The 15,440-nt window shown below is 38.3% G+C and carries 17 protein-coding genes and 2 pseudogenes; 7 read left to right on the top strand and 12 right to left on the bottom strand.

What is annotated here, in order from left to right:
- The first annotated feature begins 21 nt into the window (after nt 1–21).
- Together QUF86_RS08475 and QUF86_RS08470 are read left to right on the top strand one after the other, a co-directional pair.
- Nucleotides 22–429, top strand: coding sequence for a hypothetical protein (locus QUF86_RS08475; RefSeq protein WP_289334034.1), 408 nt, complete (start codon nt 22–24; stop codon nt 427–429).
- 314 nt (nt 430–743) lie between these two features.
- Nucleotides 744–1,145, top strand: a complete 402-nt coding sequence (locus QUF86_RS08470; RefSeq protein WP_289314608.1) for an SET domain-containing protein — start codon at nt 744–746, stop codon at nt 1,143–1,145.
- Nucleotides 1,146–1,338: 193 nt separating this feature from the next.
- Here the strand turns inward: QUF86_RS08470 and QUF86_RS08465 are convergent, their stop codons facing one another.
- Nucleotides 1,339–1,527, bottom strand: coding sequence for a hypothetical protein (locus tag QUF86_RS08465; RefSeq protein ID WP_289334033.1), 189 nt, complete (start codon nt 1,525–1,527; stop codon nt 1,339–1,341).
- Between the two features lie 91 nt (nt 1,528–1,618).
- Nucleotides 1,619–2,860: a beta-N-acetylhexosaminidase gene (gene nagZ, locus QUF86_RS08460; RefSeq protein WP_289334032.1), complete on the bottom strand. Its 1,242-nt coding sequence runs from the start codon at nt 2,858–2,860 to the stop codon at nt 1,619–1,621.
- 184 nt (nt 2,861–3,044) lie between these two features.
- Between nagZ and QUF86_RS08455 the strand changes: the two genes are divergently transcribed.
- Nucleotides 3,045–3,398: a hypothetical protein gene (locus tag QUF86_RS08455; RefSeq protein ID WP_289314605.1), complete on the top strand. Its 354-nt coding sequence runs from the start codon at nt 3,045–3,047 to the stop codon at nt 3,396–3,398.
- Between the two features lie 64 nt (nt 3,399–3,462).
- Here the strand turns inward: QUF86_RS08455 and QUF86_RS08450 are convergent, their stop codons facing one another.
- Nucleotides 3,463–4,245: a TrmB family transcriptional regulator gene (locus QUF86_RS08450; protein WP_289334031.1), complete on the bottom strand. Its 783-nt coding sequence runs from the start codon at nt 4,243–4,245 to the stop codon at nt 3,463–3,465.
- 215 nt (nt 4,246–4,460) lie between these two features.
- Between QUF86_RS08450 and QUF86_RS08445 the strand changes: the two genes are divergently transcribed.
- A complete protein-coding gene (locus QUF86_RS08445; RefSeq protein ID WP_289334030.1) occupies nt 4,461–5,231 on the top strand; it encodes a TSUP family transporter in 771 nt (256 codons plus the stop codon).
- A gap of 379 nt (nt 5,232–5,610) precedes the next feature.
- Nucleotides 5,611–5,769, top strand: a complete 159-nt coding sequence (locus QUF86_RS08440) for a hypothetical protein (protein ID WP_289314602.1) — start codon at nt 5,611–5,613, stop codon at nt 5,767–5,769.
- A 305-nt stretch (nt 5,770–6,074) separates the two neighbouring features.
- On the opposite strand, the gene QUF86_RS08435 is transcribed toward QUF86_RS08440, so the two are convergent.
- From QUF86_RS08435 to QUF86_RS08410, 5 genes and pseudogenes are all read right to left on the bottom strand, one after another.
- Entirely contained in the window at nt 6,075–6,584 is a 510-nt protein-coding gene (locus QUF86_RS08435; RefSeq protein WP_289334029.1) for a GNAT family N-acetyltransferase, read from the bottom strand.
- Between the two features lie 688 nt (nt 6,585–7,272).
- Nucleotides 7,273–7,422, bottom strand: coding sequence for a hypothetical protein (locus QUF86_RS08430; protein WP_048680414.1), 150 nt, complete (start codon nt 7,420–7,422; stop codon nt 7,273–7,275).
- A gap of 782 nt (nt 7,423–8,204) precedes the next feature.
- Nucleotides 8,205–8,702, bottom strand: coding sequence for an LURP-one-related/scramblase family protein (locus tag QUF86_RS08425; RefSeq protein WP_289334028.1), 498 nt, complete (start codon nt 8,700–8,702; stop codon nt 8,205–8,207).
- A gap of 509 nt (nt 8,703–9,211) precedes the next feature.
- On the bottom strand, nt 9,212–10,408 hold the full coding sequence (locus QUF86_RS08420; protein ID WP_353957653.1) for an LVIVD repeat-containing protein: 1,197 nt from the start codon (nt 10,406–10,408) through the stop codon (nt 9,212–9,214).
- A 783-nt stretch (nt 10,409–11,191) separates the two neighbouring features.
- A pseudogene (locus QUF86_RS08410) lies at nt 11,192–11,500 on the bottom strand (alpha-helical endospore appendage domain-containing protein); the annotation flags it as partial.
- 216 nt (nt 11,501–11,716) lie between these two features.
- Between QUF86_RS08410 and dut the strand changes: the two are divergent.
- A pseudogene (gene dut / locus QUF86_RS08405) lies at nt 11,717–12,075 on the top strand (dUTP diphosphatase).
- 237 nt (nt 12,076–12,312) lie between these two features.
- Here dut and QUF86_RS08400 read toward each other — a convergent pair.
- From QUF86_RS08400 to QUF86_RS08390, 3 genes are all read right to left on the bottom strand, one after another.
- The gene (locus QUF86_RS08400; protein WP_289334027.1) at nt 12,313–12,699 is read right to left on the bottom strand and encodes a DUF1259 domain-containing protein; all 387 of its coding nucleotides are present in this window, start codon (nt 12,697–12,699) and stop codon (nt 12,313–12,315) included.
- A gap of 207 nt (nt 12,700–12,906) precedes the next feature.
- Complete coding sequence (locus QUF86_RS08395) at nt 12,907–13,128, bottom strand: helix-turn-helix domain-containing protein (RefSeq protein ID WP_289314598.1); 222 nt, start codon at nt 13,126–13,128, stop codon at nt 12,907–12,909.
- Between the two features lie 10 nt (nt 13,129–13,138).
- Nucleotides 13,139–13,630 carry a DUF2975 domain-containing protein gene (locus QUF86_RS08390; protein WP_289314597.1) on the bottom strand — a complete coding sequence of 164 codons (492 nt, stop codon included), beginning with the start codon at nt 13,628–13,630 and terminating at the stop codon, nt 13,139–13,141.
- Nucleotides 13,631–13,959: 329 nt separating this feature from the next.
- On the opposite strand from QUF86_RS08390, the gene QUF86_RS08385 reads away from it, so the two are divergent.
- Nucleotides 13,960–14,898, top strand: a complete 939-nt coding sequence (locus QUF86_RS08385; RefSeq protein ID WP_289334026.1) for an oxidoreductase — start codon at nt 13,960–13,962, stop codon at nt 14,896–14,898.
- Nucleotides 14,899–14,998: 100 nt separating this feature from the next.
- Here QUF86_RS08385 and QUF86_RS08380 read toward each other — a convergent pair whose 3' ends face one another.
- Nucleotides 14,999–15,439 carry a peptidylprolyl isomerase gene (locus QUF86_RS08380; RefSeq protein ID WP_053348803.1) on the bottom strand — a complete coding sequence of 147 codons (441 nt, stop codon included), beginning with the start codon at nt 15,437–15,439 and terminating at the stop codon, nt 14,999–15,001.
- Between the last annotated feature and the right edge of the window lies 1 nt (nt 15,440).

The following is a 15,440-nucleotide window of genomic DNA, read 5'->3' as shown; positions in this document are numbered from 1 at the left end:
TTAGCGGAGGTGTTTTTTTGTATGTACTATAATGAATATCCATGCTATACGGAGTTTGGCGCACTTACTCGTGAGTTTGAAGCATTTACTCGTGAGTTTCGTGCATTTACTCGTGAGTTTGAATCATTTACTCGTGAGTTTCGCGCACTTACTCGTGAGTTTCGTGCATTTACTCGGGAGTTTGAATCACTTACTCGGGAGTTTCGCGCATTTACTCGTGAGTTTCGTGCATTTACTCGGGAGTTTCGCGCATTTACTCGTAAGTTGGCGCACTTACTCGTGAGTTTCGCGCATTTACTCGGGAGTTTCGCGCATTTACTCGGGAGTTTCGCGCACTTACTCGTGAGTTTCGCGCATTTACTCGTGAGTTTCGTGCATTTACTCGGGAGTTTCGCGCATTTACTCGTGAGTTGGTGCACTTACTCGTGAGTTTCGCGCATTTACTCGTGAGTTTCGCGCATTTACTCGTGAGTTTGGATTTTAGAATAAATATGGATTTTCCGATACATCATAATAAAAAGTAAAAAAAGATAACCAGACTTCGTATATTTCGACCGTCCGGAATTTTAATTCGTCCTTCTCGTGAATGTATACCTATGAAATAAAGGTTAAGCCTCAATAAATACATTAGTGTCATTTAAATGATAAAATGATTAATTCCGTAAAATAGTTGCTTTTCTCCTTATTAACTGTCAAGCTTAGATGATCTGGACTATATTGAATAGAACAAGTAGGTGACGAACATGATTGAAGTTAAAACTTCCACACTCAGTGATGGTGAGTTCAATAGAGGCGTATTCGCAACACAGGACATTAAAAAAGGTGAGCTTTTGCATGAAGCACCTGTCATTGCTTACCCAAACGAGGAGCATGTCTTCATAGAGAAAACATTGCTTGCTGATTATGCGTTTGAATATGGAATTAACCATACTGCCATGCTTTTAGGTTATGGCATGCTGTTTAATCATTCTTATACCCCAAACGCTACGTATGACATAAACTTTAAGAATCATACGTTTGATTTCTTTGCTTACACCGACATAAAAGCAGGAGAAGAAATCCTGATTAATTATAATGGTGAAGTCGATAATGAGGATCCGCTTTGGTTCAATAAAGAAGATGACGGTGAAGATGTAGCTGAATGATCATTGAACATTCATGAAAGCACTTGTGCTTTTGAAAGACCTGTCAAAGGTCTTCGAAAGCAACGGGTGCTTTTTCATTTTCCTTTTACCGGCTTGATGAATTCACTGCTGGATTTTAATCGTTTTAATTGTTGGATATTAAGCAATAAAAAACGCCCCATTAAGAACAACTTAATGGGGTGGTCATTTCACCTTAACGTATGGATGGGTTACTTGATTTTGATTTAGTCATTGATTGGAATTGGCTCTTAACCTTGTCAATGGTTTCTGGTGTGGTCAGTGATTTTATTTGAGTCATGGTTTTTTCACGAGTTTTCTTATTGCGCATTAGAAATGCGGCAGCTCCTATCAGGACGGTTCCAAGCATTTTGTTTGATGGCATGTGAGTTTCCTCCTTCAAGTTAGTCATATATAGTATTCCCTCTATCAACAGAATTAAACAAAAGCATCCTGTTGAGAGTGCGGTGTCCCTTTTATTTATCCAAATTCAGACTTTCAATATAATTTATGCTTTCAGGACTTTTCACCACTTTTTCAGCTTGATCCGGATCAGCCTTCGTTTGCTTCATATTGAAGAGTTTATATGTCAAAACTCTTTTCACTGACTCGTTAATTCTATCCATCGGAACTTCCCCTGTCTTTGCTGCTTTTAGTAATCCGTTATATACCTCAAGCTCATGGGAATATTCATGACAGACGAGTAATAAGTCAGCTCCTGCAAGGATTGCTTGCTTCCCCATATCCTCATAGGAGAAATACTTGTTCACAGCTCCCATTTCCAAATCGTCCGTGACCACAAGCCCTTCATATTTAAGTTTCCCCCGAAGCAGGTCCTCTATGATGACTTTTGAAAGGCTTGCCGGTTTTTCTTTATCATAGGCTGGATATTTAATGTGGGTCACCATCACGAAAAACTTTTGATTATCCATTTCACTTATGATTTGCTTGAAAGGATAAATATCCGAATTTTCCAGATCAAGTTGGTTTGCTTCCACGGACGATGTTTCGACATGCGGATCGATTTCGCTGCGTCCGTTTCCGGGAAAGTGCTTCAATGCACCCGTTATGGATACATCATTCAAGCCTTGAATGGCTTTCTTTCCGTATTGATAGACCTTTTCCGGATCTTTTCCCAATGAGCGCTCATCCGTTTTCGATAGATCAAGAACCGGGGCGAAATTTATGTTAATCCCCATGGAACCCAGTTCTGCCCCATTCAATTTTGCCACCTTGTACATGTCTTCCACAGTTGCATTTTCCCCAAGATCCTTTTGCGCAGGGAGTGGCGATACCCGTTCCCTCATCCGGATTATGTTCCCGCCTTCCTGATCGACGGCCACCATCAGCGGAAGCGAAAGTGTACTTTGATCTGCCGTTTGCTGAAGCGAATTGGATAACTTAGCCACTTGTTCGGGTGATTTCATATTGCGGTCAAAATAAATGACGCCCCCTATATGTTTTTGTTCAATAAGCTCCGTAATTTCACTGCTCTTTTCAGTTCCCCTGAAACCGACCATCATAAGCTGCCCAACTTTTTCTTCAAGCGTCATTTCTCCGAGCATTTTTTCTATTTTCTCATGGCTATCCGTAATGGCATCGACGTCTTTCCCTTTTTCGACTTTAGAATTCGCATCCATATTCAACTGAATGAACACCACTGAAAAAGCGAGGATTGCGATGAAAAGCAGGCTCATATATATTTTTCTTTTCTTCATGCTTTAACCTTCATTGACATTTTCTCTTTCCTTCCTTAATTGCCCTTTTATTGATTTCGCGGCACACTATCTTAATCATGTTCATAAATGGACCATTCTATATCATCATTGAGGATTTTTTTGCATAAAGCATTAGCCAGGTACCATACTACAAACATAGCCTAATTAAAAGGAGATGCCCCCCATGAACGGAATCTTGAAAAATATTGCCGTTACCTTAAATCATGCAGTCGATTATGCAAAACAAAAAATAACAGCAATTACAGGAACAACTTCCGTTACGATAGCAGAATTAAGTGAGCACATCATCAATCAGCCTGAAACAAAACTAATCAGCAAGAACCATTTAGGGATACCCTTTTCTTTTTACCACTTACAAAAAGAAGATGTTACGTACTATTTGGAAATGAAGAGCTCTCAAATTCTCCAGTTGGATGTTCAAGCCCAGAACCATACGATTGTGTCTTACAGATCTTATCGAGATAAATCAAGCTTACCCACGGCGATTAGATTTCCTAAAACCCTTTTGTCCGAATGACTCTGGTACAAAAAATAAAAAGCTGATATTCCCTACATAAGGGGTTATCAGCTTTTTTTCAAATTTATAGGGAGAAAAACTGGTCTCTTTCCCTCGAAATCCATTTCTCGGCATCTTCTTCATCCTTTTTAACTAAGCGGTTAACGAGAATATCATGCCAAATGTAATTTTCGAGAAAATTGATATGAATGGGGTCATCTGTGTAAAACGCCGTTTCTCTCGCTTCCGAAGAAGGCCCGTAAATCGTCTCCTTGCCATCAATGGATAGGATGAACCATTTGTTCTCTCCGATATTATCCACATAGCTGGTTTGGCGATGTATATCTATACCTGATAATGGGTTTTCAACCTGAAATGCAATCCCCTTGAGAGTACAATGCGCGGCTGCCCCTTTAAGCTCTTGTTCAAGTTTCCCATACATCTTGTCCCATAAGGAAACCACCACCCTTTTCTCGGCTTTTTGAATCAAAGTACGACAGAAGGATAGGATATGCCCCTCACCTTTTAGCGTCATTACACGATTGTCGGACATCGGCTCGATTTTCTCGAATTGTTTTAGTGTATGACTGATGGATTGATAGGTATTTTTCCATTTCGATTGGACGGATTCCAAAAACACATCGACTGGTAATGGTGAATATTGTATCGAGTCATTGATTTCCTCTTTTAATACGACTCCTTCTTCTTGAAGTCCATTTAATATTTCATAGATACGTGCCCTGGGAATTCCTGATTCCTTGCTTACTTGATAGGCACTGGTTGGACCTTGGCGAACTAAAGAAACATAAGCCTTTGCTTCATATTGACTAAATCCGAGAGACTGTAGTTTTTGAATGATATCTTGCATAGTACCTCCTAGTGCTTTAAGTAAGTTATATGCCTATCATACCAAATCTCTTATCGAAATTTATTCGATTTCAAAAGGTATGCATCATATTCTTATTTACAGAACGATTTTTGTTAGTTACTATTTAAATAGTGACTAATAGAAATACTTTGGGTTATGGCTACAGAAAAAGCAAGGATTCCGCCATAATGCCAATGTTTACGGAGGTTTCTTGAATGGAAGATATACAAATTTCAACACTCTTGCTGCTAATATTTTTCGGCTTTCTGGCAGCATTCATTGATTCAGTAGTTGGCGGCGGTGGCCTGATTTCCATACCCGCTTTATTATTTTCAGGACTTTCCCCTTCAGCAGCGATCGCAACGAATAAGTTGGCAAGTTCCATGGGATCTTTAACAAGTACCATTGCCTTCATTCGCTCAGGTAAGGTTGATTTTCGATTGGTATCCAAACTTTTCCCACTTATTTTCATGGGATCCTTGCTAGGTGCTTGGGTTGTCAATTTCGTCTCACCCGAACTATTAAAACCACTGATCTTAGTTCTTTTACTAGCTATAGCCATTTATACCTTTTTAAAAAAGGACTGGGGACAAGAATCGACTTACCAAAGGCTTACATGGTATAAGGCAGCACTATTTACGTTCGCTATATTTGCCATTGGTTTTTATGATGGATTTTTAGGGGCTGGAACGGGATCTTTCATTTTGTTTGCCTTTTTAATGATTGGCTTTGATTTTTTGCACTCTGCAGGAAACGCAAAATTTTTAAACTTCGGAAGTAATCTGGCAGCACTGATCATGTTCATCTTTCTTGATACCGTCAACTTTTCCTATGGAATACCGATGGGGATCTCCATGATAGCAGGAGCATTGGCAGGTTCAAAATTTGCCATTAAGAAGGGAGTTGCATATGTAAGAGTATTATTTATCATAGTTACCGTCATTCTGATCATGAAAAATATATTCGATTACTTAATGGTTGGCTAAATAGAAATTTTCAGCTACAGCAAGAACTGCATACATCTGAAAAATGCCTTATTAAACATAATATTGATATTTGAACAAATGAAAAAGACCACTTATTGTGGTCTTCTGAATTTCAAAATAAAATTTTTAATTGGCAATGTCAGTTTAATATTCTTTCCGCTCTATTTATAGTGTTATTAGGTGATTAATAAGGCTTGAATTTAGTGAAATACTTCTTTAACCAACCTGCCCCGTTAGTCGAAAAGGGGCTGCCACAGCAACCCGATTGTTTACGAAAGCCCCCTTTACTTTAAGAGAAATTCGCTCAAATCCTCGGGATATAAAGAGTGTTCTTTTGTAAATAATAAGATTGTTAAACAATAAATTGAGGAGGACTTATATGCAAAAGGATCAACAAGCTAAAGAGAATTTGGGTTCTATTATGAAACCGGAATTTTCTGGAACTGATGCACAAAAAGTAAAACAAGAAATTCAAAAAGATGTAAGCGAAGGACAAGGTGCAATGACCTCCCGAGAGGCAGGAGCAATGCGCGATTAAAAAACCACTCTGAGTGGTTTTTTTCTGCTTCAAAATTAAACACTTTACATCCCTCATTTCGATTTGATGGAGATGCTGAAAACTTAATGATATAAGCACGGTTGGTTGAAAGACCACCTCAAGCCATGTGAATATCTAGCTAAAGAAAATATAGCAAAAGGTAAGCTACATTAATTGGGTAACCCTTATTTTTATTGAGCTATCCTGCCCCTTTAGTTCCATAAGAAAAAGCTGTCTTAAAGACAGCTCCGATCTTCAGCTAACGCACCCGTTAGTTGATTAAGGATTTTTATCTTTACTGCCTGCTACGAGCCCATATGCCCGCCGTCAGACAGCTTGCCATCCCACCAGGTAAATACCAGGCCAGCCCAAAGTGCTATGGCGCCAGGAATCCATGCAACCATTGCAGCAGCGAACGCATCATCGGCCGTAGGCATAAGGGCGACTCCAACAAAAGCCAGGATAACGGCTAAGATAATCAACGCGATACCAAGCTTCCTGAGGGGATATTTTTTCTTTGCGCTACCTTTGTTATCTGATGTTTTCGTCATAAATTCACTTCCATCATTAAAATTTGGTGGATCATTATCTCCATTTTTTCTGAACTCATTAAAGGCTTCTTCCATCAATAATTTGGCATAACCATTACCTCTGTATTGTGATTTTACATACAAATCACTTATCCAACCCACTTGATTACCATTTAAGAAATCATACCCCTTATAGATTAGAACCCAGCCAATTAATTTAGTGTCATCCAATAAGCAAACAAAATAAGCATTATATTTTGCAGAGTGTTCATATGCTTCAATCATTTTTTGCTTCTTTGCGATTTTCACCTGCTAATTCATAAACCATACCTTTTTAAAGCTTAACCCCATATCTTCACCCTCTAAACCACATTATTTAACTCTTGGAAATTAATCCTAACCTTCATATATATTCGTTCTTTATACACCTATTCCTTCTTCAACTCTACTGCCCCGTTTGTTGCATAAGAAAAAGCTGCCTTAAAGACAGCTCCGATCTTCAGCTAACGCATGCGTTAGTTGCATAAGGAAGAGGTTTGAAAAAATAGCCTGTATATATTTGAACGATGAATAACCAAAACCGTAACCATTTTTATAAAAAACTCGTCAAGCGTAAAATTGAAAGTATGAATTAAAGCCGCATTGGTATTCCCTGACTTTCTTTGAGTGTGGGGTGTTGAGAAAGTATCTTGCTGAAAAGATCGAGACTTATATTTTTATTCAGCTACCTAAGCCAAGTGAGTATCCAAATGTTTTAAAAATTTCTGCTTGAGATTACTGGTGTATCCAAAATAACGGCTGGTCTATTGATTCTGCTACTGAAATTTTTAGTGAGGAATGGATATCTGATGACGAGTTTTTTGTCACCGAATCTGAAATTTATGGGAATAATAAACTCTATCATCAATTAAAAAAAGAACTTCGAATAAGAAAAACATAGGGAGATCTTAGTCTTCCTATGTTTTCATTCATATTATTTATCTGTTTGTTTTTGCTTCTTTTTCAAATACTCCGCACGTATTTTTTCAAGTTGCTGCTTTTTATCAAATTTGGCAGGCTTCTGTTTTTCATGAAACTTTGTCACAGCTACCTTACCTTTGGTATCCAATTGATATTTTCCCACTTTGTTCACCTACTTTTCATGTCTTTAAAGAGAATCTATTCAACAAATATAATATACCTTATTTTACTGAAGTAAACCTTATTACTTTATTAGTGTACTCTAACTTTGCATATATCAGTAAAAACATTAAAAACTTAGTAAAATAATTCACCGCCAAATGGTATTCATTTCATTGCTATAATCAAAATAAAATGCCTTGACACTCTGCATAAGCCTCAATAATTCTATTTCTTGTTTGTTCAGCTCTCTTCTAAAGGTCCAATTGTTCGTTAAATAAGGTTTAAAATATTAAAACAATCTAAGTCTACTCCATCTTTTAAATGGTTCTTAATGCTAATAACCATTACGTTCTCGATGATTTCAAATTTAGGTTTCTGAGGGGAAATATTGTTTTTTTTGCAAAGTCTTTTTACTACTTGTTTAAAAAAATCTACATCCCCAATATTTCCCTCCAAAAAATCACCCCTTGTTATTAACTTTTCTACTTATATCTACCTTAATCCAAATATTACCTTATTCAACTAACCTGCCCCGTTAGCTCCATAAGAAAAAGCTGCCTTAAAGACAGCTCCGATCTTCAGCCTGTTAGTTCTATAAGAAAAGCGAACCTTATTCAAGAATCGCGCTCGATTACTGAAGAACGAATATAAAACCTTGGTACCAAATGGCCTTGTCATTTATTTATTTATTTATTTATTTATTTATTTATGATACGGTTCACCGCACCTATTCAAGCAGTGATTTTTTAAAAACCGTCAGCCTTTTAATTTTACACTTCTACTTTAAATCGACGCTGCTGAGGAAGCAGCTGCTTGATCAGCCTTCACACAATCAATTGCAACAACGAGTGCAATAATAATGGTTTCCATCTCTTCATCTATTATTTGAACCTTGTAGCTATCGCCCCAAGTGAACCACTCCTTGCCCACTTTACCTACGATTTTACCATGCTGTAAAATTTGAAAATCCATATCCCACCAATTTCCATGTACTTCAATACCTGCCGCAACAATTGTATATCGTGCTTTAAATAAGGAAAATTCCTTCTTTATTGTTAATACCTCTCGACCATTCACCTCAACCAAAAACTTTGGTAAAAAGCTGAACACCTTTTTCGTAATGAGTGCTACTTCATCTCTTGCTGTATTCATAATGGAGAAAGTTTTTGGAACTTGCATAAAACTTCCCTCCACGTAATATATATCTTTCTCCTGCTGATCCTTTACTGTAAATTTCCCGTTAAGACTGAATACCTTCTGCTTTATATAAAGCTGCCTCATACCTATGCCTCCCAACCTTAAGTCTTTTACATTACTTACGTTTGAAATGGGCATCGGTTCCAATCTTATGCATTAAATTCCAAATAATAGCTCCACTCAAAAGCGCCTTCTTTTCGGTTCACCACTATTTATCCTTAACTAATTTACCTTTTGTAAAGTCAGCAATTCTTCCTTCGCAATCTAGCCCAATTGTTGAACAACTCCTTATGTACTCTTGAACTAAACTGCCCCGTTAGTTCCATAAGAAAAAGAGTTGCCAAAGCAACTCTCTTATTGAAGTAAAGCACCCGTTAGCTTAATAAGGTGTTTTATATTTTTTATGCAAAGAATAGATCTGTTATATGAGTCTTACAAGCTAGCAAACCCTTGCTACATCAAGGGTGTATAAAATCCTGAATAAACGATAAAAAACGACTAAGATCCAAACCCCTGATACACATGGGTTTGGCTTTTTTAGCTACTTCCAATAATGTGATGTTATGTCAACCTCACATGTATATGATATTCATTTAGACAGGGCCAGTTGGGTAAATCGCCAATCCGAAAGAACCATTTAAAACGCCTGTACCAAAATCTCTTATACGTATAGGATCAACAGGATAATTGTTAATATCATAAACTTCTACCGTACTATCGTTAAAATTCGCGACGTATAAAAGCGGAGGTGTAACGGGATCAGCAGGATAAATCACCAATCCCTGAGGGCCACTTAAATCCTCTGTATCAAAATCGGCTACACGTATAGGATCAGTAGGAATGGTAATATCATAAACTTCTATCGTACTATCGTTAAAATTGGCTACAGACAAAGTGGTGCCTGTAATCACCAATCCGGTAGGCCCACTTAAATCGTCTGTACCAAAATTATCTACATGTATAGGATCAATAGGAGCTGAAATATCAAAAATTGCTACTATGTCATCGAGTTGATTTGATACATACAAAGTGTTACCTGTAATCGCTAATCCGGTAGGACTATTTAAAGCTCCTGGAAACTCTTCTCCAGTAAACTTACTCACAAATATAGGGTCAGTCGGAGCAGAAATATCGTAAATTGCTACACCACTGGCATCGCCTTGATTTGCGATATAAAGAATGTTGCCTGTAATCGCGAATCCGATAGGTTCACTTAATCCTGTACTAACCTGCCCTACATGTATAGGATCAGTAGGATGAAGAATATCAAAAATTGCTACCGTATTATCGAATTGATTTGCGACATACAAAGTGTTACCTGTAATCGCTAATCCGGTAGGACCATTTAAAGATCCTGGAAAATCTCCTGTACCAAACTTCCTTATAAGTAAAGGACTTAGCGGAGTGGAAATATCAAAAATTGCTACCATGTTATCGTCACGATTCGATACAAAAAGAAATGTAGATACCACAGGAGGAAGAGTTCCGATTAAATCCAGAACATTTTCAAATTTGAACTCCAGCAGCATTTCCTTTTTGATGACGTCACGAAGGGTTCTTTGAACACTCGAATCAACAGCAAAAAGTTCGGCTAACGACACCACTGCAGGAGAAAGTGCGGTTCCTGTAGGTAATGTTCCTAGAACAAATTGAAGCTTCTCTGCCTCGGCATTTATGATGTGAGCCAGTGCTAGTTCTTCCAGAGCAATGGAACTTAACAGTAAAGGAATCGTCTGCTCTACCGTAACAGAAATGGTAGGAGTGATATTAGGTATATTCGGCAAAGACAAAATCATTCACCTCTTTCAATTTTTAAGACTATATATAAATTATGGTTAATGGTGTAAATGGGACACGGCCCTTGTTCCGTTATAAGTAATTTTTGTTCTAGTTCAAGAAATCCCTAACGAAATAACCTGACTAACTTTATGGGGTAAGTTCAATCTTAGGAGACGCCAAATAACTGAAATCAATTAACGAAAGTGATTTACTAGAATCATAAAAGGTGAATATTATGTCAATTGAAAAGACGATTTTTCCTACTCTAATGGGAAAAATCGTCTATGTGTGAATGTTTTGGGCGCTGAACCAGTTTAAGGACAATTCAAGAGAGCGATTTCACCTTCTCCTAGGTCTGTTACCGTTGCTATGAATGTGTTACCGTTACCAGTAATCGTTAAGCTAATATCATCTGTTACTTCGTTCACGGTGAGAGCGTATACAGGATTAGCACCAAACACATTAGTGCCTGCTGTGATAGTCCCTTGGCCTGTTATTGTTACTGTAGCATTGTTAGGGCAATTAGGAACGTTAAAGGTAGTTGCCGTGAAAATAAATGCAGCGACACCATCGGATCCATCGAAATCAAAGTCAAAGAAGTTGGCATCTGGTGTGCAGCTCGAACATATGAGACCATTATAGGTAACTCCTCCAGGTGGATCTTGAACGACTCCGTTAAATATAACAGTTGTGCCTGCTGCGCCTTGTCCTCGGTTAATGGAAAAGGCATTTCCTGCTACTGGCATGCCCGTTACCTGACAACCGCAAGCTGGTGGAGGCGGAGTTGGGGGAATAGTTGTTAACAAATCCAGAACGTTTTCAAATTTGAACTCCAGCAGCATTTCTTTCTTGATCACATCACGAAGCGTTCTTTGAACACTTGCATCAACAGCAAGAAGATTGGGTAACGAAACCACTGCAGGAGAAAGTGTGGTTCCTGTTGATAATGTTCCTAGAACAAATTGAAGCTTCTCTGCCTCAGCATTGATGATGTGAGCGAGGGCTAATTCTTCAAGAGCAATGGAAGCCAAAAGTAACGGTACAGTCTGAGCAGTCGTAATCGAAATGGTTGGTGTAATATTAGGGATGTTTGGAAAAGACAAAATGATTCACCTCTTTTTTAGTTTAGGAAGCCATAAACATGAGTGTATGGGTTTCCCATTTTGCTATTTGCATGGACAGAGATCTTTAATAGGACATTCTTTCTATTTTATGCAACAAGCCTTTGAATGACTGAGCGTTTGTCATGTGTAGACGTTAAACTTGTACCACCTTGCAAAAAAAATTCAAAAAAACCACTTTATATAGGAAAAATAGTCATGGATCTATATTCAGTTGAGGAAAAATTATTACTACCTGGAGAAACATCATTATTAAAAACAGGTATAAAAATCGGGTTACCAACAAATACGAGGCTCAAATTAGACCTAGGAGTGGATTAGCTTTAAAACACTCTATAACAGTTTTAAATAGTCCTGGAACCATAGATGAAGGTTACAGAGGAGAAATTGGAGTTATTTTAATTAATCACGGGAAAGATGCATTTCATATTGAAGTTGGAATGAGAATCCCTCAAATGGTAATACAACCTACATATAAAGCGGTAGTTAATGAGGTTAGTGAATTATCAGTAACCGCTAGAAACGAAGGTGGCTTTGGGTCATCAGGTATTAGATAACATCTTAAAAATGGATGTTTTTGATAAGGAATAAATTTTTTTGGAATAGATAATCACGCACGCTGTTTACATAAAGCATCAGAATAAAGCCAATGGAATTCTGGATTCCATTGGCTTTATCTGTTCTCTGTTCTCTGTTCTCTGTTCTCTGTTCTCTGTTCTCTGTTCTCATTTATTCTACAACTATTAATTATTCTTTTTGGTTTTCCCTCCGGTTTACCACTAGTGAGAAATCCATTAGTTCCTTAACGCTTTTCTTACTTTCCTTGCAAAAACTAATGGGGCATCAACAGCTTCGATATTAACGTAAACCAAATTCGGATTATCAAAAAGCCACTCATTGTGTATGGATGAAACTATTATTCCTTGTTTAAGAATGGAAGCAACAAAATTCTCGACTTCTTTTTGCAAGAGTGCTACCCTACCTAGGCACAATGCTCGTCCAGTCTTATTATCTCTTGATTCAAATGAGAAAGAAGAGGTTACTCTAAAACGTTTTCCTGAAATTTTTGCTTTTATTTCATTTCGATTTATGGTTGTCACACATTTTCCACCCGCAAATCCTTCTTGGCCGCCGATAATTCTTGCAAACTCTTGACAAATTAATTCATCATTAGATGCCATCTATTCATCTCCTCCCTAGTATTAATAGGATATGAATTAATGAATAGATTCGAAACGGATATGCAGCTCTTTTGAAATAAAAATTATGAAAATTATTTATATCTTATTCAAACTAACCTGCCCCGTTAGTTCCATAAGAAAAAGGCTGCCGCAGCAACCTCCCTTTTTGAACTAAACCACCCATTAGTTGAAGAAATTTGTTGCCTATTATTCTTGAGTGTACTCGTCACTTTTGTATTCTAAAAGATCTCCCGGCTGACAGTCTAAAGCCTTACAAATCGCTTCTAACGTGGATAGTCGAATCGCTTTTGCCTTTCCATTTTTCAATATAGAAAGGTTAGCCATTGTTATTCCAACCCTCTCCGAAAGTTCTGTTACGCTCATTTTCCTTTTAGCCAGCATCACATCAATATTGATTATTATTGCCATGTTATTCACCTCAGACTATTAAGTCGTTCTCTGATTTTATATCGATGGCTTCTTTTAAAAGTCTTTGAAGAACAGCCGCAAAGACCGCAATCACCATGGGAGCAAAAATCAAGCCCATTCCGATTAGTACGAGACCCGGTGCGTCATCTATCTCCGCCATGATATAGACGAGTGGCAGAGCAACCACGTACAAGCCACTGATTGTGATGGCACAGTTTTTGATTTTCTTTAGGGCTCTTACAGATAATTCCGAGAAAGCTTGGTTCTTGTCAATATAGCTTAAAAGGTTAAAAGATTGATACAAAGCGAAGTAAAATGGGATCGCCGAAACATACATAACCATTAAAATTCCATATACCACATAAGCCAAATCTGAACCTCTTTCTGCTGCTTCATTTGCTTCATTCGCTATCTGAGGCAACAAAAATAGACACAAAGCAAGAACAGGAATGCCAATAAAAATAACAGCTACCTTTAAAAAGAGTGTTGAACTTGGTTTCATAAAAAGCACCTCATTTATTTATTGTCAATTTGAATTTAACACATGTTTTATTGTTTCACAATAAAATATTATTGATTTTAATTATATTGTTATTGTTTATAGACAAGATAAAAAGCATTCCTCATTACAGCGAAATGCTCTATAACTTTAAACCATTCAATTTATAACTTGTGCAACTAAACTTCCCCGGTAGTTCACCAATAAAATCAACAATATCCTTTAAAATTGCAAAAAAATAAGTACAACACTTAGTTCCCGCCATGGAATGTGACATATAGGAATTATTTGGGTATATGATAGGTATAGAATGTGTGGAAAGGTGTGATTGGATGATTAAAAAGTGGACTGGCGAAGAAATGGTAGATCTATCGGGGCAAACCATTGTAATCACTGGTGCTAATAGTGGACTTGGCTTCGAAACGGCTTTTGCACTGGCCGGTAAGGGGGCAGAAATCATTCTTGCCGTCCGGAATGCTTCAAAGGGTGAAAAGGCGGTCGATAGAATCATCTCGGTCCACCCTAAGGCAAATGTACGCGTTATGCAGCTGGATTTAAGTGATTTAAGCAGCATTCGGCATTTTGCTGATTCCTATAAGGAAAACTATGACTCACTCTCCGTCCTTATCAATAACGCAGGTGTGATGATTCCGCCTTACAGCAAGACGAAGGATGGTTTCGAGCTACAATTCGGCAGCAATCATCTCGGTCATTTTGCTTTGACAGGCCTCCTGCTTCCGCGTATCCTTTCTACTCCAAAATCGCGGGTGGTCACATTGAGCAGCTTGGCCGCCCACAATGGATTCATGGATTTCGAAAATCTAAATGGTGAAAACGGTTATAAACCAATGAAATACTATGCGCAAAGCAAGCTGGCCAATCTTCTCTTTGCCCGCGAATTACAGAACAAATTCAACCAGCATGATGCAAACCCGATTAGCATTGCCTGTCATCCGGGCCTTGCCCATACCAATCTCATGTCACGCGGATCTGGCAAGCCCATGAATAAATTTGTCCACTTTCTTTCCAAAACCATCACCCAGCCCGCAAATCTGGGCGCACTGCCCACTCTTTATGCCGCAACGGAACCTACATTAACAGGCGGGGAGTATATCGGTCCCGATGGCAAGAAAAGCAGAAAAGGCTTTCCTAGAAAAGACGATATCATCGATACCTTATATATTGAAGAAACTTCGAAAAGATTATGGGCTATTTCGGAATCCATGACAGAGGTCAACTATCGTTTCACTGAAAGCATTACGCCAACCTAACTAAAATGCTCACCCATTAAAGCGGGCTTATAGGTTAAGTCTGCTGCCCATGAACATGGAAAAAAAAGAGGGGGCATAATGCCCCCTCTTTTCACTTCTATCATTCAGCGTCAAAAACTTCGACTTTTTCCATTTTGTCGCCATTTTTCATAGCTTTTGCTGTTTCAAGTCCAGATGTCACTTTACCGAATACCGTGTGAACGCCGTTAAGATGCGGTTGTGGTGCGTGCACGATAAAGAATTGGCTTGAGCCTGTATCTTTTCCGGCATGTGCCATTGATAGGCTGCCTGCCTCATGTTTGTGAGGGTTTCCTACTGTTTCACATTTGATTTGTGTGCCGCTTCCGCCTGCACCTGTACCTGTTGGATCTCCGCCTTGGCTTACGAAACCAGGGATGACACGGTGAAAGACTACGCCGTTATAAAATCCTGTGTTTGCTAAGTTTTCGAAGTTAGCAACTGTGTTCGGTGCTTCGTTCGGGAAAAGGTCGAATTCGATCTTTTCTCCATTTTCCATAAGTATGTATCCTTTTTTAGCCATG

This window comes from Peribacillus sp. NJ11 (genome assembly GCF_030348405.1).
In the GTDB taxonomy this organism is placed as follows: domain Bacteria; phylum Bacillota; class Bacilli; order Bacillales; family DSM-1321; genus Peribacillus.
Note: the sequence above shows the minus strand (reverse complement) of the source record. Positions and strands in the feature narration are given on the sequence as shown.